Genomic DNA, 20,977 nt, shown 5'->3' with positions numbered 1-20,977 from the left:
TCCCGCACCGTTCCCGCCCCCCCTCAAGGCACCCCTCAGGCGTCCGTCAGGCACCCCTCAGGCGTCCCGTACCGCCCTGGCCAGCCGGGTCGCCGCCGCCGCGCGGGGCCCGTTGTCCGCGGGCCTGCGGCGCGGGTGGACGGTGTTCGCCAGGAGCACCAGGAACGTGTCCGTCGAGGGGTCCAGCACCAGCGACGTACCCGTGAAGCCCGTGTGGCCCGCCGCTCCGTGCCCGGCCAGTGCGCCCATGAACGACGGCTGGTCCAGGGCGAATCCGAGTCCGGGCGGGGACAGGAGCAGCTCGACGTAGTCGGGGCCGAGGATCCGGGCGGTGCCGTAGGAGCCGCCCGCCAGCAGGGTCCGGCAGAAGACCGCGAGGTCGGCCGCCGTCGAGAAGAGTCCCGCGTGCCCCGCGACCCCGCCGAGCGCCCACGCGTTCTCGTCGTGGACCACGCCCCGCAGCATCCCCCGGTCGGCCTTGCCCCAGGGCCGCCGCTGGTCCTCCGTGGCGGCGGCGCCGGGGCAGGGCCCGAAGCCGGTGTCGGTCATGCCGAGCGGCCGGGTGATCCCCTCCTTGACGAGGACGTCCAGCGGGCGCCGGGTGATCCGTTCCAGGACCTGCTGGAGGAGCAGCATGTTGAGGTCCGAGTAGCCGTACGCGCCGCCCGGCGCCGTCACCGGCTTCTCGGACCGCAGCAGGGCGAGCCGTGCCCGGTCGTCCGGGCAGTCGTAGAGCGGCAGTTCGGGCCGCAGCCCGGAGGTGTGGGTGAGCAGGTGCCGCACGGTGATGCCGTACTCGGCCGCCGCGCCGAAGCCCGGCAGGTACGCCCCCACGCGCGCGTCGATGCCCAGCGTGCCGCGCTCCAGCTGCTGCACGGCCGCCACGCTGGTGAAGAGCTTCGTGAGGGAGGCCAGGTCGAAGGGGGTGCGCGGGGTCGCCGGCACCTGTTCCGCGCGGGGCAGTTCCACCCCGGTGTCCCGCTCCTCGTCGTAGGCGCAGTAGCGCACGGCCCAGCCCGCCGCCTCCTCGACGGCGATCACGGGTCCGCGCCCCGCGACCAGTACGGCGCCCGCGGCCCAGGGCCGGCCGCCGTCGGTGAGCCGGCGGAACTCCCGTACGAGACAGTCGAGTTCCCCGGGGTCGAGCCCGGCACGCTCCGCTGTGCCGGGGCGCAGTCTCGGTGCGCTCAGCTCCCTGCTCCCTTCACGTCCACCACTACGTCCACCGCCACGTCCGTGTGTTTGCGCCAGGGTCGGCACAGTGCCATGAAGCAGCCGACGGCGACCAGTGAACACGCGAGCTGGACGACGGCCATCGGAACGGCCGTGTGTTCCCCCGCGACGCCCACCAGGGGGGTGGCCAGCGCGCCGACGAGGAAGGAGGAGGTGCCGAGCAGGGCGGACGCGGAGCCGGCCGAGTGCCGGGTGCGCATGAGGGCGAGCGCGTTGGTGTTGGGCATGCACAGGCTCATCGCCGACATGAGGACGAAGAGTCCGACGGCGATGGGGACGAGTCCGACGTCGCCGAAGACCCCGGTGGACATCAGGAGCAGCGCGGCCGACGCGACGGTGATCACCGTGAGGCCGAACGCGAGCACCTTGTCGAGGCTGACCCGGCCGACGAGGATCTTGCCGTTGATCTGGCCGACGATCACGAGGCCGACGGAGTTGACGCCGAAGAGGATGCTGTACGTCTGCGGGGAGGCGCCGTAGATCTCCTGGATCACGAACGGCGAGGCGGAGATGTACGCGAACAGCGCCGCGAAGGCGAAGCCGCCCGTGAGCATGTAGCCGGTGAAGACCCGGTCGGCGAGCAGGCCGCGCATGGTGCGCAGGGCTTCGACGGTGCCGCCGCCGTGGCGTCGCTCGGGCGGGAGCGTCTCGGGCAGCAGCTTCCAGACGACGGCGGTCAGCGCGATCCCGATGACGGTCAGGATGTAGAAGACGCCCCGCCAGTCGGTGACGCGCAGCACCTGCCCGCCGATGAGCGGCGCGATGATCGGCGCGACCCCGGAGATCAGCATGAGGGTGGAGAAGAACCGCGCCATGTCCATGCCGTCGTACAGGTCGCGTACGACGGCCCGCGCGATCACGATCCCGGCGGCGCCCGCGAGGCCCTGGAGCAGCCGGAAGGCGATGAGGAGTTCGATGGTGGGCGCGACGGCGCAGACGGCGGTGGCGACGATGTAGACGAGCAGCCCGGCGATCAGCGGCCGTCTGCGGCCCCACTTGTCGCTCATCGGACCGACGACCAACTGCCCGAGCGCCATGCCGGCGAGGCACGCGGTGAGGGTCAGCTGCACGGTGGCAGCGGACGCGTGCAGCGCGTCGGTGACGTCCGGCAGCGCCGGGAGGTACATGTCCATGGACAGCGGCGGTACGGCGGTGAGCCCGCCGAGGATGAGCGTGACCAGGAGCCCGACGGAGCGGCGGGCAACCGGACCGCCCAGCGCCGCGTCGGTCGTCATGTGGGTGTCCGGGCCGTCCTGGTCCTGCGCGGTGCGGCCACGCTCGGGCATGTGCCCTCCCTCTCTGTGGAATCCGCCACCTATGCTCTCAGCTCGTACGGGTTGTCTCGTACAAGTGGTCGAAGCCGTCGAGATCGTCGAGGTCGTCGAGGGCACGGAGCGAGGGGTCGGGTCGGGATGACTGAGGAACGCGTGCGGTGGGGTGTGCTGGCGACCGGTGGGATCGCTGCGGCGTTCACCGCGGATCTGATCGATCTGCCGGACGCCGAGGTGGTGGCGGTGGCGTCGCGCACCGAGGAGTCCGCCAAGGGGTTCGCGGAGCGGTTCGGGATCCCGCGGGCGTACGGCGACTGGGAGTCCCTCGCGGCGGACGAGGAGGTGGACGTCGTGTACGTGGCGACACCGCACTCGGCGCACCGGGCGGCGGCCGGGCTCTGTCTGGAGGCGGGGCGGAACGTGCTGTGCGAGAAGGCGTTCACGCTGAACTCGCGGGAGGCCGAGGAGCTGGTCGGCCTGGCGAAGCAGCACGACAGCTTCCTGATGGAGGCCATGTGGATGTACTGCAACCCGCTGATCCGGCAGCTCAAGGCGCTGGTGGACGACGGGGCGATCGGCGAGGTCCGCACGGTCCAGGCCGACTTCGGACTGTCGGGCCCCTTCCCTCCCACGCACCGGCTGCGTGATCCGGCGCAGGGCGGTGGCGCGCTGCTCGACCTGGGGGTCTATCCGGTGTCGTTCGCGCAGCTGCTGCTCGGTGAGCCGTCCGACGTGGTGGCGAAGGCGGTGCTCTCCGAGGAGGGCGTCGACCTCCAGACGGGCATGCTGCTCTCCTGGGAGAGCGGCGCGCTGGCCTCGCTGCACTGCTCCCTGGTCGGCGGCACGTCGACGGCGGCCTCGGTCACGGGCTCCGAGGGCCGCATCGACATCCCGCACGGCTTCTTCCACACGGACCGCTTCGTGATGCACCGCGACGGCCGCGACCCGGAGGAGTTCACCGCGAGCACGGCAGCCGGCACCCACGCCAGCCTCAAGCACGAGGCGGTAGAGGTGATGCGCTGCCTCCGAGCCGGCGAAACGGAATCCCCCCTGGTCCCCCTGACAGGCACCCTCGCGGTAATGCGCACCCTGGACAAGTCCCGCACCCAAGCAGGAGTCACCTACCCAGGAGAAACAGCCTGATTTCGCGGGGGCGCGGGGAACGGCGCAATCGTGTCGCTTTCAGGGGCGCGGGCAACGGCGCAGTCCTTTGCCCTCAGGGGCGCGGGGAACGGCGCAGTCTTTTGTCCTCAGGGGCGCGGGCAACGGCGCGATCTTGTCGCTTTCAGGGGCGCGGGGAACGGCGCAATCTTTTAGGGGCGCGGGGAACTGCGCGACAAGCCACGACGCACCCGCACCCGACAACACACCGCACCGCCCCCGCCCCACCCCGGGCAGGCAGCCTCCTACACCGGCTTGAGCCCCGGCTCACCCACCTCGGTGACAAATGACGCCGCGGTCACGATCGCCGCCCCCGGCACAGTAACCGCCTCCACCGTCTTGAAATCCGCCCGAGCCACCTCCCGCCCGAGCCGCACCGTCGTATACCCCCGCCGCCCGTTGTAGAACTTGAGATGCGGGTTGGCCTGCATGTACGTGTCCCAGTTGGCCGGCCGCTCCGCCCCGTCCCGCCCACTGGTGACGGACGTCGTCACGATCTCCGTACCGAGCGTCCTGGACCCGACGTCGTCGAAGTCGTCCTTGATGTCGAACGCGTACCCGACATGGACGTCCCCGGTGAGCACCATCAGGTTCTCCACACCGGCGGCCTTCGCCCCGGCCAGCACCCGCCCCCGCGAGGCCCGGTACCCGTCCCACGCGTCCATCGACACCCGGGACGGCGTCGTCAGGTCGAACTTCCGCTGGGAGAAGGTGACCTGCTGCGGCACGACGTTCCACAGCGCCTTCGAGGCGTGCCACCCGTCGAGCAGCCACCGCTCCTGCGTCGCCCCGGTGATGGTGCGCGCCGGATCGTCCGACTCGGGCCCCGGGACGTCCGCCCCGTCGCCGTACGCCTGGTCCGAGCGGTACTGCCGGGTGTCGAGGATGTCGAACTGTGCGAGCCGGCCCCAGTTCAGACGGCGGTACAGCTGCATGTCGGGGCCCTCGGGCCGCTGCGGGCGGCGCAGCGGCAGGTTCTCCCAGTAGGCGCGGTACCCGGCGGCCCTGCGCAGCAGGAACTCCTCCGGCGGTACGGAGTTCTCCGGGATGCCGTCCGCGTAGTTGTTCTCGATCTCGTGGTCGTCCCAGGTGACCACGAAGGGGTGGGCGAGGTGCGCGGCCTGCAGGTCGGGGTCGGTCTTGTAGAGGGCGTACCGCAGGCGGTAGTCCTCCAGCGTGATCGTCTCGTGGTTGAACAGGTCCGGCAGCACCCGGTCGGTGTAGTTGCGGGCCCCGCCCACCGCGTCGACGGCGTACTCGTAGAGGTAGTCGCCGACGTGGAAGACCACGTCGACGTCGTCCTCGGCGAGATGCCGGTACGCGGTGAAGTACCCCTCGTGGTACGCCTGGCAGGACACCGCGGCCAGTCGCAGCTCGTCGACGCGCGCACGGGACGAGGGCGCAGTGCGGGTACGGCCGGTCTCGCTGACCCAACTGCCCGCGCGGAAGCGGTAGTAGAAGACCCGGTCGGAGTCGAGGTGCCCGACCTCGACGTGCACGGAGTGGTGGAACTCGGGGTGGGCGACGGCCGCCCCGCGTCTGACGATGTGCCGGAACCGCTCGTCGTGGGCCAGTTCCCAGCGCACGGTGACGCGTTCCGGCGGCAGCCCGGAGTCCGCCTGGTACGGGGTGGGCGCGAGCCGGGTCCACAGCAGCACGGAGGCGGCCTGCGGGTCGCCCGAGGCGACGCCGAGGGTGAAGGGGTTCTCGGTGATCTTCGCCGCGTCGAGTTCGGCGGCGCCCGCCACACCCGCGGTCGGCAGGTTGGTGGCGAACGCGAGTGCGGCGGCCGCGCCGGTGACGGTGAGGAAACGGCGGCGTCCGAAATGGCGGGCGGCGGCGCGGAGTTCGGGGGCGTGCTGCGACGGTTGCTGGTGGCTCCGGTGGCCTGCGGGTGTCATCTGGCCCTCCCCTGACGGTTGTTGTACAAGGAATTGGAGTGGCCAGGGTCAACGGTGGGCTGTCGCGTACACAACAGCCAGATGTCGGACGGATGAGTTCCGGATGGCGGACCGCACGGAGGCCGTCCCGTTGTGGCTGGTGGCGTGGCTCCGCGCACTCCCGACGGGGCGCGGGCCCGCTGTGATCTGCACAATCGGAGGTGGTCACTCCGGTACATTCCAGGTGGCAGCGGGCCTATGCTCGACTCTCCTCCACCAGAGCTTCACACTTGGAGCACCGGTCTTCCGAGCCACACCGAGGGGGAGGCGGCAGCCGTTCCGGGCACACGGGTGGGAGGGATCCCGCGCGGGACCGCGCGGTGACGACCCGGCGTCACGGAACGGCTGCCCCACACAGCGGAATGTGCGGGTCGGTGGGGGCTGGTCGCGCACTTCCCCGCCCCCCTGAAAAGCCGCCCCGCACCCAGGGCAAGGCCGAGACCGGCGCGAAGGTCGCGGTGCTCGGTACGGTCACGCACGACTCGTCGATCGCCCGGCGCGCACAGCGACTCACGGCTCACGGCTCACGGCTCACGGCTCACGGCTCACGGCTCACGGTGATCGAGGAGGGCCGGATCTCCCTGACGGACCAGCAGCCGCTGCCCACACACCGACGGAGCAGACTGCCTGATCGGTCAGGCAGTCTGCTCCGTCAGGTGGCGCGGCCGGTCAGGCCTGGCCGGTCTCGAAGCGGGAGATCCTGCCGTCGCCGTCGACCGTGAAGGTCCACCTCGTCCTCATCTCGCCCCAGGCGTCGTTGCTGTAGCGGGCGACGAGGGCGAGGCCGCCGTCCGACTCGTTGTCGACCTCCATATGGCCGTGGGAGTCGAAGATCTCGCGGTCGGTCCAGTCGTCGAGGTCCCGGTCCGAACCGTCGTCGGCCATGGTCGCGCCCGGCGCGAGGACGGCCCGGAAGGCGTCCCGGTCGTGTGCGTTCACGGCACTGACGAAGTCCCGCACGGCCGGGTGGCTGAGCTTGGTCACCTGAATCGTCATGTCCGTCACACTCACACCGCGCCCGCGCGTCCGCCACCCGAACGGCCGCGCGGTCCCGCACTCGGGCGGCTGTTCGGTGCGACGGTGAACAGACGTGGCCATGCGCCAGGACCTGCGACGCCGTTCGCCGGTGCGCGACGACATGCGAGGAGTGACGGGAACCGTGACCTGTTTCGACCGACGCGATCTGGGGCTGCTGCTGCTCCGCCTCGGCACCGGCGGAGTGCTGGCGGCGCACGGGGCGCAGAAGCTCTTCGGCTGGTTCGGCGGCGGCGGGCTCGCCGGGACCGGCGAGTTCATGGAGTCGGTGGGGTACGCGCCCGGCCGGGCCAGCGCCGCTGCGGCGGGCCTGGCGGAGGCGGGCGGCGGCACCCTGCTCGCGCTGGGCCTGGCGACCCCGGCGGCCGGGGCGTCCGCGGCCGGGGCGATGGCCGGAGCCGCCGCGCTGCACGCGCCGAACGGCTTCTTCAGCCAGAGCGGCGGTTACGAGCACGCGGCGGCCCTGGGCCTCACGGCGGCGGGCCTGGCCGTCGCGGGCCCCGGCCGGTACTCCCTCGACCACGCCATGGGCCACACGGCCGACCGGAACTGGATGGTGCCGGTCGCCCTGGCGGTGACGGCCGCGGCGACCCTGGCGGTGGTGGGGGCACGCCACGCGCGGGTGCGGAGCCGGGAGGAGGGCGAGCAGGGAGAGCTGTTCGACGAGGAGGGCGTGGCCTCACTCAGGGACTGACCCACCACGCCGACCCGCTCCCGGGCTCCTCCTGGCCGAGGCGGTCGCGCAGCGCCGCGGTTACGCGACTACGCGGGTGTACGCGTGAACCTGAGCGTCGACGTGACCGTCGTCAGGCCGCGGATCATGCCCAGCTGCCCCCCGCTCACACCGAACTGCTCCCGGTCCACGGTGAACTCCGCGGTGAGCGTGATCGCGTCGGCGCTCGACTCGGTGACCGTGGCCGTGGCGGACTGCGGGCGACCGACACCCCGGACCGTCAGCTCACCGATGATCGCCACGGTGTCGTCCGGACGGACCGCGGCGTCGCGGACGGCGAAGACGAGGGACGGGTGCTGCTCGGCGTCGAAGAAGTCGGCGCTGCGCAGGTGCTCGTCACGCTTGGCGTTCTTCGTGTCCAGGGACGCGGCGTCCAGGGTGATCGTGCCGCGGGCGGTGCCGTCCGGCTGGACCTCGCCCTCGCCGGTGACCCCGCTGAACGTGCCCTTCACCGTGACCAGGCCCCACAGCGTCTTGTGCTGGATGGCGACGACGGAGCGGACGGTGTCGAGCTGCCACAGGCCTGTTTGCACGGCGACGGTCATGGGACTTCTCCTGATGGTCGTGGGGAGGTGGTGGCGGAACGGGAGCACGTGGTCGTCCAAATTTGGATGACATCGCACACAGCACGCTAGCTGCTTATCCAAAATTGGACAACCGGTAGACTCCGACCTCATGGCCGACTCCTCCAGCCCCGCCGACCCGCCCGCGCACGAGCCGCCGGGCGGAGGCTGCGCGCCGGGGGACCCGGGGGCCGGCCTGCTGCCGGCCGAACTGCGCTCCTGGATGCGCCTGCTGGCCGCGGCCGGGGCGATCGAGCAGCAGTTGCGCTCCCGGGTCAAGGACGCCATGGGCGTCTCGCACGACGAGTTCCTGGTGCTGTGCCTGCTCGCCGACCAGCCGGGCTCCAGCCTGCGGATGACCCGGATCGCGGAGCTGCTGGGCCGCCCGAAGACCCGGCTGACCTACCAGGTGGCCTGCCTGCAGCACGCGGGGCTGATCAGCAAGAACTCGGCGTGCGGCGACCGGCGCGGTATCGAGGTGGCACTCACGGACAAGGCCCGCCGGCTGCTGAGCGAGTCCACGGGTCCGCTGGCCGAGGCCGTCTCGCACGCCATCGCGCAGACGGCCTGCACGCAGCGGTTCGCTCAACTGCACGCCCTGCTGCACGCCACCCCGGACGCCGAGGGCCGCACGGACGACCACTCGGACAGTCACCCTGACAGCCACCCGGACGGCCACACCGCCGAGAAGACCGCGTAACGACCGCCGGGCACCTTTGACCGCGTGGCCGGCCGGCTTTACATCTGCACGCAGCGAAACTTTCGACCATGCGCCCCGGGGACAGTCCGCGTGGAATTCTTCGAAACATTCGGGATTACCTTCTCCAGCAATTGATCTCTGACGGATCCCTCTCGCGGCCGGGGCCGCATCGACAGGCACAACACGGCCTCAACCAGGGAGTTTTCCGTCCTCGGATATCTGATCCTCAGCGAATGTTTCGTAATCATGGACGAAACTATTGACGCTTGACGAGGTCAGGTCAACACTGCTCGACCAAACCCCTCTCGTGGAAGACGGAGGAAACCCGCACATGAAACTCACATCTGCACAGCCGAGCCGCAGGCAGGCCTGCGCCATGCTGTTGGGCGCCGGGACCGCGTTGGCTCTGTCCGGCACGGCCCACGCCGACACTGTCATCACCACGAACCAGACCGGCACCAACAACGGCTACTACTACTCGTTCTGGACCGACGCGCAGGGCACGGTCTCCATGAACCTGGGCTCCGGCGGCAATTACGGCACCACCTGGCGCAACACCGGGAACTTCGTCGCCGGCAAGGGCTGGAGCAACGGCAGCCGCAGGACCGTGACCTACTCGGGCTCCTTCAACCCGTCCGGCAACGCCTACCTGACGCTCTACGGGTGGACGTCCAACCCGCTGGTCGAGTACTACGTCGTCGACAGCTGGGGCACCTACCGGCCCACGGGCACGTACAAGGGCACCGTCACCAGCGACGGCGGCACGTACGACATCTACCAGACGACCCGGTACAACGCCCCGTCCGTCGAAGGCACGAGGACCTTCAACCAGTACTGGAGCGTCAGGCAGTCGAAGAGGACCGGCGGCAGCATCACCAGCGGCAACCACTTCGACGCCTGGGCCCGAGCGGGCATGCCCCTCGGCAGCTTCAACTACTACATGATCCTCGCGACCGAGGGCTACCAGAGCAGCGGCAACTCCAACATCACGGTGGCGGGATGAGTACCGGCACCGCCCGTTCCCGGGCACGTCTCGTGTCACGTTCCCTGACGACGACGCTCGCCGCCGTCGCACTGGCCGCCACGGGCACTCTCACCGCCGACGCCGTCGCAGACGCAGACGTCAGCACCGAGCCTGCGCGGGCCGCCGCCTGCAACGGATACGTGGGGCTCACCTTCGACGACGGCCCGTCCGGCAGCACACCGGCTCTGCTCAGTACGCTCACGCAGAACGGGCTGCGGGCCACGATGTTCAATGAGGGCCAGTACGCCGCCGCCAACCCGTCCCAGGTAAAGGCCCAGGTCAACGCCGGTATGTGGGTGGGCAACCACAGCTACACGCACCCGCATCTGACCCAGCTCGGCCAGTCGCAGATCGACTCCGAGATCGCCCGGACCCAGCAGGCGATCGCGGCCGCGGGCGGCGGTACGCCGCAGCTGTTCCGGCCGCCGTACGGCGAGACCAACGCGACAGTGAGGACGGTCGAGGCCAAGTACGGTCTGACCGAGATCATCTGGGACGTGGACTCGCAGGACTGGAACGGCGCGAGCACGGATGCCATCGTGCAGGCCGCCGGACGGCTCGGCAACGGCCAGGTCATCCTCATGCACGACTGGGCCGCCAACACGCGCGCCGCGATCCCGCGTATCGCGCAGGGCTTGAGCGCCCGAGGCCTGTGCGCCGGGAGGATCTCCCCGCAGACCGGCCGCGCCGTGGCGCCCTGACACGTCGGCCCTGCACTTCCCGCACGCCCTCCGCGCATCACCCACGAAGCGTCGCCCCGGCGACAGCTTCTCGGCGCGGGGAGGACGACACCACCCCGCTCACCGCGACGGCCGGCCCCGCGCCGGCCGTCGTCGCTGCGTCAGGTCCCGGCTCCGGCTCCCGCTCTGACTCCGGCTCCGGCTTCCAGCCGGCCGAGGTCACCGACGCACCCCCCGGCCGACTCCGCAGGGCACCGGGCGCCACCCTTGGCCCGTTGGTCACGACCGACCGGTGCGCGCGATCAACCGGCCGGCGAAGTCGAGCATCTGGTCGAGGTCGGGGAACAGGGCGTACGCGTCCACGTACGCCTCGTCCGCGCCGGACTCGGCGAGGCGCTTGAGCTTGTCGGCCAGCGAAGCGACGGACGTGCCCGGTTCGACGTTGACGCGTATGGCCTTCTTCAGCGCGTCGGGATCGCGGCCCGCCTCCTGCGCCGCCCGGCGCGCGAGCGACCACAGCCGGTCGGCGACCTCGTCCGGGAGGAAGTCGACCCCGAGCCAGCCGGTGGCGGCGCGGCCGACCCGGCGCATCGCCGCCTCGCTCGCACCGCCGACCCAGATGGGCGGGCCGCCCGCCTGCACCGGGCGCAGGTCGGCGTGGACCGGCGGCAGCGAGAGGAACTCGCTGTCCCAGGACACCGGGTTGGCCGTCCACCACTCGTGCAGGAACGCCAGCAGGTCGTCGAGCATCCGCCCGCGCCGACGCCAGTCCGCGCTGCGGGAGATGTCGTGCTCGTCCTTCATCCACCCGAGTCCCACACCGACTTCGAGGCGGCCTTCGCTGAGCACGTCGAGCGTGGTCAGCGTCCGGGCCAGGTGCGGCGGCTCCCAGTAGAAGGTGCTGAGCGTGCCGGCGTTCAGCCGCACCCGGCTGGTCGCCGTCGCGGCGACGGTCCACAGCAGCACCGGGTCGAGGTAGCGCTTCATCTGCGGCGGGTACGGCTGCTCCTTCCCCGGATAGACGCTGTGCATCTCGACCGGCTGGACCAGGCGGTCGCCGACCCACAGCGTGTCGTAGCCGAGGTCCTCGATCCCGCGGCACAACGCGCTCAGGCCGGCCGCGCCGCTGATGGCGGGCCCGATGACGGGAAGTGTGAAACCGAGCTTCATCGGCGGGTCCTCTCCGTGATCCGTCAGCTCCTTCGCTCAGACGGGGAGTTCGGCGACACCGAGGGCGAAGTCCAGGTTGCCCACCCCGCGGTTGGCGAGGCCCACCGTGACCAGGCCCACTCCTTCCAGCCAGTGCGCCATCTTCAGGCCACCGACGTCCAGCGGGCGCAGCCCGAGGCTCTTGACGAAGACTTCCACGTCCGCTTTGGCCCGCGCGTCGTCACCGGCGATGAACACGTCGGGCCGGCCCTTCTCCAGGACATGGCGGAAGACGGTGTTGAACGCCTTCACCACGGCGGCGCCGGCCGGGGCCACCTTGGCGACCTCCTGCGCGATCGAGGTCTCCTCGCGGTGGGCCAGCCCGTCGAACGTCGCGTTGAAGGGGTTGCTGATGTCGACGACGACCTTGCCCGCGAGGGCGTCACCGTACTCGGCGACGACCGGGACGACACCGTCGTACAGCAGGGCCGTGATGACGATGTCCCCGGCCGGGACGGCGCCCCACTCCCCCGTCGTCGCGCCGCCGCCCAGGGCCTCGGCCAGGCTGTCGGCCTTGGACCGATCGCGTCCCATGACCTCGACGGTGTTGCCTCCCGCCACCGCGCGCGTGCCGATGGTGCGGGCCATGTTCCCTGTACCGATCAGGGTGATGCCGCTCATGAGGTGTGCTCTCTTCCTGCTTCTCGACGAGGTGTGGCTCTGGCTCGTTCGTGCGCCTGGCGTGTCGTTCAGATGGCGGTGGTGCCGCCGTCGGCGACGAGTTCCATGCCGTTGACGTAGCTGGACTCGTCGGACGCGAGGAAGAGGGCGGCGGTGGCGATCTCGTCGGGGCTGCCCATCTCGCCGCGGGGGATGAGGGACTCGAACTGGCGCTTGGTGGCCTCGTCGAAGAGTTCCGCCTGCTTGGCGGTGGCGACCTGGCCGGGGGTCAGGACGTTGACGCGGATGCGGCGGTCCTTGAGCTCGTTGAGCCAGACGCGGGCCCAGGCCTGCTGGACGGCCTTGCTGCCGGCGTAGACGCTCCAGCCGGGGAAGCCGCCGAGGGAGGCGTTGGAGCCGGTCATGAGGATGGAGCCGCCGTCGTTGAAGAGCGGGAGGGCCTTCTGGACGGTGAACAGGGTGCCGCGGGCGTTGAGCCCGAACCAGGTGTCGAACTGGGCCTCGGTGATCTCGCCGAGCGCGGCGGGCTCGCCCCCGCCCGCGCTGGCCCACAGCACGTCGAGGCTCCCCTTCTCCCGCTTGACGGTGTCGTACAGGCGGTCCAGGTCGGCGAGGTCGGCGGAGTCGCCCTGGACGCCGGTGACGTTGCGGCCGATCTCCTTCACCGCGTCGTCCAGGGCGTCCTGGCGGCGGCCCGTGATGAAGACGTACGCCCCCTCTTCGACGAAGAGCTTCGCGCCTGCCAGCGCCATGCCGGTGGTGCCGCCGGTGATGACCGCTACCTTGCCGTCGAGCTTTCCCATGGTCGTTCCCTCGGGTCGTCGGTGCCGTGCGCGTTCGGTGCCGTGCGCACCTGGAGTGACAGCGTTATGTAAACCGCTCTGTTCACTTACAGTACGGGGCGGCCGAGCGAGGCGCAAGCTATGTACACCACCCGGTATCCAATGAGCTAGAATCGACCCATGACAGAGCCGGAACCCAGAACAGAGTTGGAGAAGGGCCCCACGGGCCGCCGCCGCGGCCGGGGCGCCCGCGAGCGCATCATCAGCGCGTCCCAGCAGCTGTTCCGCGAGCAGGGCATCAACCGCACCGGAATGAACGAGCTCTGCGCGGCGGCCCAGGTGTCCAAGCGCACGGCCTACCAGCACTTCGCCGGCAAGGACGAACTCGTCGCCGAGTACCTGCGCCGGTTCGACCCCGCCGTCCTGTCGGGTGTGTTCGACCGCACCGACCTCACGCCCCGCGAGCGGCTCCTCGCCGCCTTCGACGTCTCCCCGGACACGCCGCTGTGCCCCTACATCGCCGCGGCCGTCGAACTCCACGACCCGCAGCACCCGGCATCCCAGTACGCACGCGAGTACAAGAAGGCCGTCGCCGCACGGCTGGCCGACGCCGCCCGCGAAGCCGGCGCCGCCGACCCCGAACAGCTCGGCGAGCAGCTCGCGCTGCTCATCGACGGCGCCGCGGCCCGCACCCGGGTCCTCGACGCGGACGCCTTCCCCACCGCCGCCGCCATCGCCGCCGTCCTCATCGACAACGCCCTCCCCGCCACCGCCGACGACCGGCGGCGGGAGGAAGTGGCGAGCTGACGCGGCGGGAGGAAACTGCGCGTCGACGTGGCGACGCCGCACCCTGACCGGACGCGCCACCGGTCACCGCGGCCGCCCCGCCGCCACCCGCTGGAGTGCGGGGACCGGCTCACCGTCAGAGGCGTACGAACGCGCCGATGCTCTGTACGGTGCTGCGCCGCACCGCCTCCCGGCCCGCCCGCCACAGCCCGACGGCGTCGTCGCCCGGCAGTACGTCGGGCAGTTTCTCCGTCACCGCCCGGAGATAGGCCCGCCGCAGTTCGGCGTTCACGTTGACCTTGGCCACGCCGAGGCCGATCGCCCGCCGCACCTCCTCCTCGGGCAGTCCGCTGGCACCGTGCAGCACCAGCGGTACGGGCACCGCCGCGCGCAGCGCGGCGAGCCGCTCCAGGTCCAGGTGCGCGTCCGGGGCGTAGCCGTGCACGTTGCCCACGGCCACCGCGAGGGCGTCGACGCCGGTGCGCGCCACGAAGTCGGCCGCCTGCTCCGGGTCGGTCATCGCGGCCGGGGAGGGCGGTCCGGCGGCGGTGGAGACGTCCTCGTCACCGGCCAGAGCCCCCAGTTCCCCCTCGACCCATACGCCGTGGTCCCGGGCGCCCTCGCCCCGCGCACCGTGGTCCCGGGCGATGCGGACCGCCTCCCTGGTGCGGCTGACGTTGACCTCGTACAGGTCGTGGGAGCCGTCGTACATCACCGAGGAGTAGCCGGCCTCGACGCACCAGCGCAGCTCGTCGAGGTCGCGGCAGTGGTCGAGATGGACACCGACCTCGTGGTCGCTCTCCTCCGCGGCGGTCAGGGCGAGGGTCGCCAGCAGTCTGCGTCCGGCGTGGCCGAAGTGGCTGGATCCGGCCAGCAGCATCACCGGCCGGCCGGTGGACCGGCCCGCCTCGACGACGGCCTGGACCTGTTCGAGGTTGTACGTGGCGAAGGCCCCGACCGCGCGGCCCTCGGCCGACGCCCTGGTGAGTATCCCGGTGCCGCGGCTCAGCATGCCGCCTCCTTGAGTCGTGTCACCGCGGCACGCAGGCCGTCGTCGTCACCGACGTTGCCCGCGAACACGGCGTAGGGGATGCCCGCCGCGGGCCCGTCGACCGGTTCCCACACCGACACGGTCCCGGGCAGCAGGGTGCCGCGGGACCACGCGCGGCGGATGCCGAGCCCGTGGGTGGCGGTGTCCGACGAGGTGATGCCGCCCTTGGCCAGGACGTAGGCGGGCCGCACCTCGGTGAGGACCGACTTCACCGTGGTGACCAGGGCCGCGCTCACGGTGCGGGCGATGTCGAGGCTGTGCGCGGCGTCGCGGCCCGCCACCAAGGCGCGGCTCGTGCGCAGCACGACGGCGTCGGCGGGCCCGGCGGCCCGCAGGAGGCCGGCGACGCGCCCGGCCGCCTCATCGATGTGGGCCGCCCGGCTGTCGGCGTCGAGCAGTTGCGCCACGTCGAGTTCGACTTCGGTGCTCCCGCCGTGCGCGCGCAGCGCGTCGAGCTGCCGGGTGGTCAGGTCGACGTGCGACCCGACGACGACGAGACCGCGGTACGCCACCCGGCGGGCGTCGTCCGCCTCCGGCGAGGCGGCCCGCAGATCACCGGCGTCGGCGGGCGGGTTGGCGCGCTGGCCGAGGCGGGCCCGCAGGAACGAGGGCCCGGTCCGGTAGACGAACCGACGCCCCCTCGACTCCGCGAGCAGCACCCCTTGCGCCAGCACCCGCAGGTCGGCGTCGGTGACGGCGTCCGCGACGACCGGGCGGCCCGTGCGGAGTGCGCCCAGGACGCGCGCCACTTCCTCCGGTCCCCCGGTCCGCAGGTCGGTGAGCGTGACGGTGGCCACGGCCTCACGCGGGACGCGTCCCTCGGTCTTCTCGGCGATCCAGTCCCGTAGGTCCGAGTGCCGGTAGCCGAAGGTGCGGTCGCGGGCGAACTCGCTGTCGCCGACCGGGATCATGCCCGCGTCGGTACGCATCCAGTGGACCGAGTCGACGGTGACCCGCCCGGGTTCGATGAGCGCGGGCACGACGAGGACGCCGTCGATACCGGCGACTCCCCGCGTGGCCGCGGTCACCTCCTCGCTGAGGACGTCGGTCTCCAGCGGGAAGTGTCCGCGCAGCGTGGAGTCCCCGCGGCTGGCGAGGACGACGTCGGTCCCGGTCGCGGCGGCCGTCGCGTGGACGACGCGTGCGATCTCCCGGTTGACGCGGGCGGCGTCGTCGGGAGCCAGGCTGCGGCTGTTGGTCAGGACGAAGAATCCCGGGGTGTCCTGGGCGAAGGCCCAAGCGACGTCCTCGGGCGACCAGGTGGTGAGCACCGGCAGGTCCCGGATGCTCTGGGTGCCGGTCGGGTCGTCGTCGAGGACGACGACCCGGCGGGAGGCGGCCACGGCGGCCTCCAGTTCGCCGGCCGGGACGTCCCGGCCGGCCGGCGCGGCGGCCAGGAGTTCCGCCAGGGGCAGCGGTGTCGCCGTGCGCACTCACGCCTCCCGGGCGAGGGTTTCGAGCGCCGTCACGACCGCGTCCCCGGCCTGCTGCGTCGAGGCGCTGCCGCCCAGGTCGGGGGTGCGGCCGCCGAGGTCGAGCAGGGCCCGGTCCACGGCGCGTTCGACGAGCGAGGCAGCGGTGAGTGCGCTCTTGTCGTCGTGCCTGCGGCCGAGCCAGTCGAGCATGAGGCCCGCCGACAGGATCGCCGCGACGGGGTTGGCGATGCCCTGGCCCGCGATGTCGGGCGCCGAACCGTGGGAGGACTGGAACAGGCCGTGGTCGTCGCCGACGTCACCGCTGCCGGACAGGCCGAGGCCGCCGACGGTCGCGGCGGCCAGGTCGGAGATGATGTCGCCGAACATGTTCTCCGCGACCAGGACGTCGAGGGTCTGCGGGCGCTGGACCTGGTAGGCGGTCATGGCGTCCACGTAGGCGTAGTCGCGCTCGACGTCGGGGTACTGGTCGGCCACGTCGTCGAAGACGCTCCGGAAGAAGGCGTAGCTCGACAGGACGTTGGCCTTGTCCACACAGGTCACCTTGGCCGGGCGGCCGGGGTTGGCGGCGTGCCGGGAGCGGGCCAGCTCGAACGCCTGCCGTACGACCTTCTCGGTGCCCTTGCGGGTGATGACGATCGTGTCGGTGGCCACCTCCCCGCGGACGTTGGTGCCGCCCTCGCGGGAGGCGTACAGGCCCTCGACGTTCTCCCTGACGACGACGTAGTCGATGTTCTCCCCGTGCGTCAGGGGCTGGGGCAGCGAGGGGATGGTGTGGACCGGCCGGATGCCGGCGTAGAGGTCGAGGCCGAAGCGGAGCCGGAAGATGACGTCGCCGTTGACCTCGCGGCCGTCGGGGTGGCGGGCCTCGGGCAGGCCGATGGCGCCCATGTAGATGGCGTCGGCCGCCGCGCAGGCGTCGTACTGCTCGTCGGGCATCGCCACACCGGTACGCACCCAGCGTCCGGCACTCGCGTCCAGTTCGGTGCAGTCGAGGGTGAACCCGCCGATCCGCGCGGCCGCGTTCGCGACCTTCAGCGCCTCGCGGGTGGTCTCCGGGCCGATGCCGTCACCGGCTACCACGGCGATCCGGTACGTGTTCATGTCGTCCTCTTTCTCGGTTTTCTCAGTCTTCTCGGAGACCGGGGTGGGGTGGGGCGGAACGGGCTGCCGGTGGCCGCTAGACGATCACCCAGAGCAGGCAGACCATGCCCATGGCCGATACGGACAGCACCATGTGGCTGAGGGTCCAGACCTTGACGTTCTGGCCGACGGACAGGCCGAAGTACTCCTTGCTGAGCCAGAACCCGGCGCTGTTGACGTGCAGCAGGAACGACGATCCGGCCCCCGCCGCGAGGGTGAGCAGGGCCAGGTGCACGGAGTCGAGGTTGCCGACGCTCGGTGCCACCAGGCTCGCCGCCGTCAGGCTCGCCACGGTCGCCGAGCCGAGCGCGGTCACCAGGATCGCGGCGATGCCGAAGGTCAGCAGGAGGATCGGTACGCCGAGACCGGACGCCATGTCGAGTACGGCGTCGGCCGTTCCGGACTCGACGATCACCTTGCTGAAGCCGCCGGCCGAACCGACGATGAAGGTGATGCCCGCGATGGGCCCCAGGGAGGAACCCAGCCAGTCGTTGTAGACCTGGCGCGGCGTGCCCGACCGGGCGCCCAGGACGTACATGCCGACGATGACGGAGATCAGCAGGGCGATCGGCGGGTCGCCGAGCAGGGTCAGGGTGGCGTGCGGCCATCCGGAGCTGTCCGGTGCGAAGAGGTCGATGGCGGCCTTGCCCAGCATGAGCACCACGGGCAGGAGGATGACGCCGAAGGACCGTGCGCGGCCGGGCGGGCGCGGACCCTGTTCGTCCGCGGTCGCGAACAGCCGGTCGAGGCCGCGCGGGGTTTCCATGGTCACCCAGCGCGACATGACGTGCCCCAGCCACGGCCCGGTCAGCAGGAGGGCGGGGGCCGCCACGACGAAGCCCAGCAGGAGGACGAGGCCGAGGTTGGCGTCGAGGGAGGACGCGGCGCCGACCGGCCCGGGGTGCGGCGGCAGCAGGCACTGGGCGGCGTCGAGTCCGGCCAGCAGGGGGAAGGCGAGCAGCACCAGCTTGGTGCGGGTCTGCTGGGCCAGCAGGAGCACGATCGGGATCAGGGTGACGAAGCCGACCTCGAAGAACATCGGCAGGCCGATGATGACCGAGGCGAGGAGCACCACCCAGGGAAGTCTGCGGCTGCCGCCCTTGCTCGTCAGGGTCTCCACGATGCGTGAGGCGGCCCCGGACTTGGAGAGGATCGCGCCGAGCATGGCCCCCAGGGCGAGGAGGACGCCGGTGTGCCCCAGGGTGTTGCCGACCCCGTCGGTCAGCGCCTCCACGGTGCCTGCCGAGCCGAGGCCGGCCGCGAGTCCGACGAGCACGCCACCGCTGAGCAGGGCGATGACGGGGTGGATCTTGAAAACGCTGACGGTGAGTGCCACGAAGGCGATGCCCGCGAACAGGACGACCATCAGGCGGACGTCGTGACCGCTGGTCTGCGCCGCGACGACGGTCCGGGCCACGGCCTCGGCCGACGCGGAGGCCATCACGACGCGGTCCGCGGACGCGGTGTTGCCGACGATGCCAAAGGTGCCAGAGGTGGCAGCGAGGACAGCGAGGGCAGAGGTGACTGACAGAGCTTCATGAGTGTTTCCATCCTTGGCGCCTTTGCCACGGGGAGCATTCCGGCGGTGGCCGGGCGGGAGAGGTCAGACGGCGGGGACGGGCCGCTGCACCAGTTCGATGACGGTGCTGCCGGGGCCCGGCTCCAGGAACGCGCACGGCAGTCCGTAACCGCCCACGAAGGCGTCGTCCGGTGACTGGCCGGCGGCGAGCAGGGACTTCTCCAGGTCCTCCACCGCGAAGCAGATGTGGTGGAGTCCCTCGCCCCGCTGCTGGAGGTGGGTCATGGCCGGTCCGGGCCGGAGCGGCTGGAGGATCTGCAGAGCAGCGGCTTCTCCCCCCGCCTCGACGGCTGTGGGGTACAGCCAGGCCAGGCGGACACCGGCCGCCTCGACGTACTCGTCGTGCGTCGGGATCAGGCCGAGGTGCTGGGCGTACCAGGCGACGGTGCGATCCGCGTCATGCGTGATCACGGCCACGTGGTCGATCAGACGGGCGTGGGGTGCGGCTGCCGATTCGGACACGGACGGCCTCTCAGGTCTACGTATTGGTATTACCAGTCATTGGTACCAAACAGTGTGACCGGATGTCCATGGCTGAAAGGGAGGCACAACGAAAGAGCCGGTGCCCCAGGGGCTACCGGCCGTTCGTTCGGGAGAGGAAAGGAAAGGAGAGAAGGGAAGAGAAGAGGTCAGGTCAGGTCAGCGGGTCCGCGTACGAGGGGACGGTGTCGGAGACGTTCGTGTCGCGCTTCTGCCAGTAGGTGAAGACGGCGCGCAGGTGGTGCTCCATGTGCCGGCGGGCGTCCTCGGCGTTGCCTTCGGCGATCGCCGCGGCGATGGCCTCGTGGGACGCGCACGCCTCGTCGTGGGCGGGCCGCAGCGCGAGATTGTGCTCGCGCACGGCGATGAGACCGCCGCGCAGGGACGACAGGATGAGGCTGAAGATGTCGTTCCCGGCGATCGCGCTGACCAGCCGGTGGAACTCGAAGTCGGCGGCGATGGCGCGCGACACGTCACCCTTGCTGCGGGTCAGTTCCTCGTTGGCCGCGCGCAGGGCCCGGATCGCCTCCTCGTCGGCCCGTGTCGCGGCCACCCCGGCCGTGTGCACCTCGATGACCTCGCGGACCTCGTGGATCGCCGCGTAGTCCAGGTCGTTGTCCCGCAGGTACAGGAACAGGGCCTCGTGGGCGCGCTCGGGGGCCACGGCCGTGATCCGCAGCCCGCTGCCGCCGCGGGAGACGATGAGGCCGCGCCCGGTGAGGTTGCTGATGGCCTCGCGCAGAGCGGTACGGGAGACGTTGAACTCGACGGCCAGGTCGCGCTCGGCCGGCAACCGGTCGCCCGGACGCAGCCGGCCGCTCAGGATGCGCCGGAGCAATCCGGCAACGACCTCGTCCGAACGACGAGTCTCGCTGCCCGCACCGGTCTCGGCCACTGATCTGCCCCTCTTCCGCTTCCGCTCCGCCCGCGGCAGGCAAGCTGCCACACCGTTCGATACGAACAATTGGTATCAACAATCGGTCGCCGCACGAAGGGTACGCCGAGAGCGCTGCCCGCGTCGCTCCTCGGCAGGCGCCCAGGGCAGGTTCTCGGCCGCCGCCGCCCGCCGGTTCCGCAAGTAGGCGGCCGGTGTGACGCCGTAGCAGGACTTGAAGTGCCGGATGAAGTGGCTCGCGTCCGAGAAGTGCCACCGCGCGGCCACCTCGGAGACCGCGGCGGGGTTTCCCGATCTCACCAGTTCGTCGTGGGCTTCCTGCAGTCGGCGGCGGCGGGCGAACGCCATGATCGAGTCGTCCGCCGCCGCGAACGACCTGTGCAGGGTCCGGAGCGGGACGCCGAGAACCTGGGCGACCATCGCGGGGGACAGGTCGTTCCTGTCCAAGCGGCTTTCGATGACGCTCATGGCGGCCCTTGCCATGGCGGACGTCACGTCCGAAGCCCTGTCGCGGTGCTGATCGGTCATCTGCGCCTCCGCCGAAATCCCCGGTCCGAGAAGACTCGTGGCCGTAGCCCGTGGCCCTGTCCTTATCCGCGGCTCAAGCTAGGCGGGCGCAGTTGATGAGCAGTGGATACTTTGTGAACCGGGCAGCGGC

The 20,977-nt window shown here is 71.2% G+C and carries 21 protein-coding genes; 6 read left to right on the top strand and 15 right to left on the bottom strand.

Going from position 1 to position 20,977, the window contains the following annotated elements:
- Positions 1-57: 57 nt before the first annotated feature.
- Positions 58-1,260, bottom strand: coding sequence for a serine hydrolase domain-containing protein (locus ACLVWQ_RS23785; protein WP_414111167.1), 1,203 nt, complete (start codon positions 1,258-1,260; stop codon positions 58-60).
- A complete protein-coding gene (locus ACLVWQ_RS23780; RefSeq protein WP_414111166.1) occupies positions 1,188-2,519 on the bottom strand; it encodes a Bcr/CflA family multidrug efflux MFS transporter in 1,332 nt (443 codons plus the stop codon). Before ACLVWQ_RS23780 ends, ACLVWQ_RS23785 begins: the two co-directional genes overlap by 73 nt.
- A 126-nt stretch (positions 2,520-2,645) precedes the next feature.
- Between ACLVWQ_RS23780 and ACLVWQ_RS23775 the strand changes: the two genes are divergently transcribed.
- Positions 2,646-3,647 (top strand): Gfo/Idh/MocA family protein, encoded by a 1,002-nt coding sequence (locus tag ACLVWQ_RS23775; protein ID WP_414111165.1) that lies wholly within the window; start codon positions 2,646-2,648, stop codon positions 3,645-3,647.
- A 263-nt stretch (positions 3,648-3,910) separates the two neighbouring features.
- On the opposite strand, the gene ACLVWQ_RS23770 is transcribed toward ACLVWQ_RS23775, so the two are convergent.
- Positions 3,911-5,566, bottom strand: coding sequence for an alkaline phosphatase D family protein (locus tag ACLVWQ_RS23770; RefSeq protein ID WP_414111164.1), 1,656 nt, complete (start codon positions 5,564-5,566; stop codon positions 3,911-3,913).
- A gap of 708 nt (positions 5,567-6,274) precedes the next feature.
- Complete coding sequence (locus ACLVWQ_RS23765; RefSeq protein ID WP_414111163.1) at positions 6,275-6,601, bottom strand: nuclear transport factor 2 family protein; 327 nt, start codon at positions 6,599-6,601, stop codon at positions 6,275-6,277.
- A 163-nt stretch (positions 6,602-6,764) separates the two neighbouring features.
- Between ACLVWQ_RS23765 and ACLVWQ_RS23760 the strand changes: the two genes are divergently transcribed.
- A complete protein-coding gene (locus tag ACLVWQ_RS23760) occupies positions 6,765-7,334 on the top strand; it encodes a DoxX family membrane protein (protein WP_414111162.1) in 570 nt (189 codons plus the stop codon).
- A 68-nt stretch (positions 7,335-7,402) separates the two neighbouring features.
- On the opposite strand, the gene ACLVWQ_RS23755 is transcribed toward ACLVWQ_RS23760, so the two are convergent.
- Positions 7,403-7,918: a YceI family protein gene (locus ACLVWQ_RS23755; protein ID WP_414111161.1), complete on the bottom strand. Its 516-nt coding sequence runs from the start codon at positions 7,916-7,918 to the stop codon at positions 7,403-7,405.
- A gap of 130 nt (positions 7,919-8,048) precedes the next feature.
- Here ACLVWQ_RS23755 and ACLVWQ_RS23750 point away from each other — a divergent pair, with 130 nt between their 5' ends.
- From ACLVWQ_RS23750 to ACLVWQ_RS23740, 3 genes are all read left to right on the top strand, one after another.
- Positions 8,049-8,636: a MarR family winged helix-turn-helix transcriptional regulator gene (locus tag ACLVWQ_RS23750; RefSeq protein ID WP_414111160.1), complete on the top strand. Its 588-nt coding sequence runs from the start codon at positions 8,049-8,051 to the stop codon at positions 8,634-8,636.
- A 331-nt stretch (positions 8,637-8,967) separates the two neighbouring features.
- A complete protein-coding gene (locus ACLVWQ_RS23745; RefSeq protein WP_414111159.1) occupies positions 8,968-9,639 on the top strand; it encodes a glycoside hydrolase family 11 protein in 672 nt (223 codons plus the stop codon).
- Positions 9,636-10,361, top strand: a complete 726-nt coding sequence (locus ACLVWQ_RS23740; RefSeq protein WP_414111158.1) for a polysaccharide deacetylase family protein — start codon at positions 9,636-9,638, stop codon at positions 10,359-10,361. Before ACLVWQ_RS23745 ends, ACLVWQ_RS23740 begins: the two co-directional genes overlap by 4 nt.
- A 258-nt stretch (positions 10,362-10,619) precedes the next feature.
- Here the strand turns inward: ACLVWQ_RS23740 and ACLVWQ_RS23735 are convergent, their stop codons facing one another.
- The 3 genes from ACLVWQ_RS23735 to ACLVWQ_RS23725 form a co-directional block, all read right to left on the bottom strand.
- The gene (locus ACLVWQ_RS23735; protein ID WP_414111157.1) at positions 10,620-11,510 is read right to left on the bottom strand and encodes a TIGR03619 family F420-dependent LLM class oxidoreductase; all 891 of its coding nucleotides are present in this window, start codon (positions 11,508-11,510) and stop codon (positions 10,620-10,622) included.
- Positions 11,511-11,546: 36 nt separating this feature from the next.
- Positions 11,547-12,170, bottom strand: coding sequence for an NADPH-dependent F420 reductase (locus tag ACLVWQ_RS23730; protein ID WP_414111156.1), 624 nt, complete (start codon positions 12,168-12,170; stop codon positions 11,547-11,549).
- Between the two features lie 68 nt (positions 12,171-12,238).
- Positions 12,239-12,973, bottom strand: a complete 735-nt coding sequence (locus tag ACLVWQ_RS23725) for an SDR family NAD(P)-dependent oxidoreductase (protein WP_414111155.1) — start codon at positions 12,971-12,973, stop codon at positions 12,239-12,241.
- Positions 12,974-13,132: 159 nt separating this feature from the next.
- On the opposite strand from ACLVWQ_RS23725, the gene ACLVWQ_RS23720 reads away from it, so the two are divergent.
- Complete coding sequence (locus ACLVWQ_RS23720) at positions 13,133-13,759, top strand: TetR/AcrR family transcriptional regulator (protein ID WP_414111154.1); 627 nt, start codon at positions 13,133-13,135, stop codon at positions 13,757-13,759.
- Between the two features lie 115 nt (positions 13,760-13,874).
- Here ACLVWQ_RS23720 and ACLVWQ_RS23715 read toward each other — a convergent pair whose 3' ends face one another.
- The 7 genes from ACLVWQ_RS23715 to ACLVWQ_RS23685 form a co-directional block, all read right to left on the bottom strand.
- Positions 13,875-14,750: a class II fructose-bisphosphate aldolase gene (locus ACLVWQ_RS23715; RefSeq protein ID WP_414111153.1), complete on the bottom strand. Its 876-nt coding sequence runs from the start codon at positions 14,748-14,750 to the stop codon at positions 13,875-13,877.
- Positions 14,744-16,222: a four-carbon acid sugar kinase family protein gene (locus ACLVWQ_RS23710; protein ID WP_414111152.1), complete on the bottom strand. Its 1,479-nt coding sequence runs from the start codon at positions 16,220-16,222 to the stop codon at positions 14,744-14,746. Before ACLVWQ_RS23710 ends, ACLVWQ_RS23715 begins: the two co-directional genes overlap by 7 nt.
- Complete coding sequence (locus tag ACLVWQ_RS23705; RefSeq protein WP_414111151.1) at positions 16,223-17,326, bottom strand: isocitrate/isopropylmalate dehydrogenase family protein; 1,104 nt, start codon at positions 17,324-17,326, stop codon at positions 16,223-16,225.
- A 76-nt stretch (positions 17,327-17,402) separates the two neighbouring features.
- Positions 17,403-18,806 (bottom strand): GntP family permease, encoded by a 1,404-nt coding sequence (locus ACLVWQ_RS23700; protein WP_414111150.1) that lies wholly within the window; start codon positions 18,804-18,806, stop codon positions 17,403-17,405.
- A 162-nt stretch (positions 18,807-18,968) separates the two neighbouring features.
- The gene (locus ACLVWQ_RS23695; protein WP_414111149.1) at positions 18,969-19,406 is read right to left on the bottom strand and encodes a VOC family protein; all 438 of its coding nucleotides are present in this window, start codon (positions 19,404-19,406) and stop codon (positions 18,969-18,971) included.
- A gap of 172 nt (positions 19,407-19,578) precedes the next feature.
- Positions 19,579-20,319, bottom strand: a complete 741-nt coding sequence (locus ACLVWQ_RS23690; RefSeq protein ID WP_414111148.1) for a FadR/GntR family transcriptional regulator — start codon at positions 20,317-20,319, stop codon at positions 19,579-19,581.
- Between the two features lie 75 nt (positions 20,320-20,394).
- A complete protein-coding gene (locus tag ACLVWQ_RS23685; protein WP_414111147.1) occupies positions 20,395-20,847 on the bottom strand; it encodes a helix-turn-helix transcriptional regulator in 453 nt (150 codons plus the stop codon).
- Between the last annotated feature and the right edge of the window lie 130 nt (positions 20,848-20,977).

Origin of the sequence: Streptomyces sp. CWNU-52B, from assembly GCF_047444975.1 — a bacterium.
Classification (GTDB): domain Bacteria; phylum Actinomycetota; class Actinomycetes; order Streptomycetales; family Streptomycetaceae; genus Streptomyces.
The sequence above is the reverse complement of the archived record's forward strand: the minus strand, read 5'-3'. Positions and strand labels throughout refer to the sequence as shown.

Excerpts from the sequence above, each read along its gene's own strand:
- ACLVWQ_RS23740 (WP_414111158.1), top strand. The coding sequence starts at position 9,636 with ATGAGTACCGGCACCGCCCGTTCCCGGGCACGTCTCGTGTCACGTTCC.
- ACLVWQ_RS23775 (WP_414111165.1), top strand. The coding sequence starts at position 2,646 with ATGACTGAGGAACGCGTGCGGTGGGGTGTGCTGGCGACCGGTGGGATC.
- ACLVWQ_RS23735 (WP_414111157.1), bottom strand. The coding sequence starts at position 11,510 with ATGAAGCTCGGTTTCACACTTCCCGTCATCGGGCCCGCCATCAGCGGC.
- ACLVWQ_RS23745 (WP_414111159.1), top strand. The coding sequence starts at position 8,968 with ATGAAACTCACATCTGCACAGCCGAGCCGCAGGCAGGCCTGCGCCATG.
- ACLVWQ_RS23705 (WP_414111151.1), bottom strand. The coding sequence starts at position 17,326 with ATGAACACGTACCGGATCGCCGTGGTAGCCGGTGACGGCATCGGCCCG.
- ACLVWQ_RS23770 (WP_414111164.1), bottom strand. The coding sequence starts at position 5,566 with ATGACACCCGCAGGCCACCGGAGCCACCAGCAACCGTCGCAGCACGCC.
- ACLVWQ_RS23780 (WP_414111166.1), bottom strand. The coding sequence starts at position 2,519 with ATGCCCGAGCGTGGCCGCACCGCGCAGGACCAGGACGGCCCGGACACC.
- ACLVWQ_RS23700 (WP_414111150.1), bottom strand. The coding sequence starts at position 18,806 with ATGGCCTCCGCGTCGGCCGAGGCCGTGGCCCGGACCGTCGTCGCGGCG.
- ACLVWQ_RS23765 (WP_414111163.1), bottom strand. The coding sequence starts at position 6,601 with ATGACGATTCAGGTGACCAAGCTCAGCCACCCGGCCGTGCGGGACTTC.
- ACLVWQ_RS23730 (WP_414111156.1), bottom strand. The coding sequence starts at position 12,170 with ATGAGCGGCATCACCCTGATCGGTACAGGGAACATGGCCCGCACCATC.
- ACLVWQ_RS23715 (WP_414111153.1), bottom strand. The coding sequence starts at position 14,750 with ATGCTGAGCCGCGGCACCGGGATACTCACCAGGGCGTCGGCCGAGGGC.
- ACLVWQ_RS23720 (WP_414111154.1), top strand. The coding sequence starts at position 13,133 with ATGACAGAGCCGGAACCCAGAACAGAGTTGGAGAAGGGCCCCACGGGC.
- ACLVWQ_RS23755 (WP_414111161.1), bottom strand. The coding sequence starts at position 7,918 with ATGACCGTCGCCGTGCAAACAGGCCTGTGGCAGCTCGACACCGTCCGC.
- ACLVWQ_RS23685 (WP_414111147.1), bottom strand. The coding sequence starts at position 20,847 with ATGACCGATCAGCACCGCGACAGGGCTTCGGACGTGACGTCCGCCATG.
- ACLVWQ_RS23725 (WP_414111155.1), bottom strand. The coding sequence starts at position 12,973 with ATGGGAAAGCTCGACGGCAAGGTAGCGGTCATCACCGGCGGCACCACC.
- ACLVWQ_RS23750 (WP_414111160.1), top strand. The coding sequence starts at position 8,049 with ATGGCCGACTCCTCCAGCCCCGCCGACCCGCCCGCGCACGAGCCGCCG.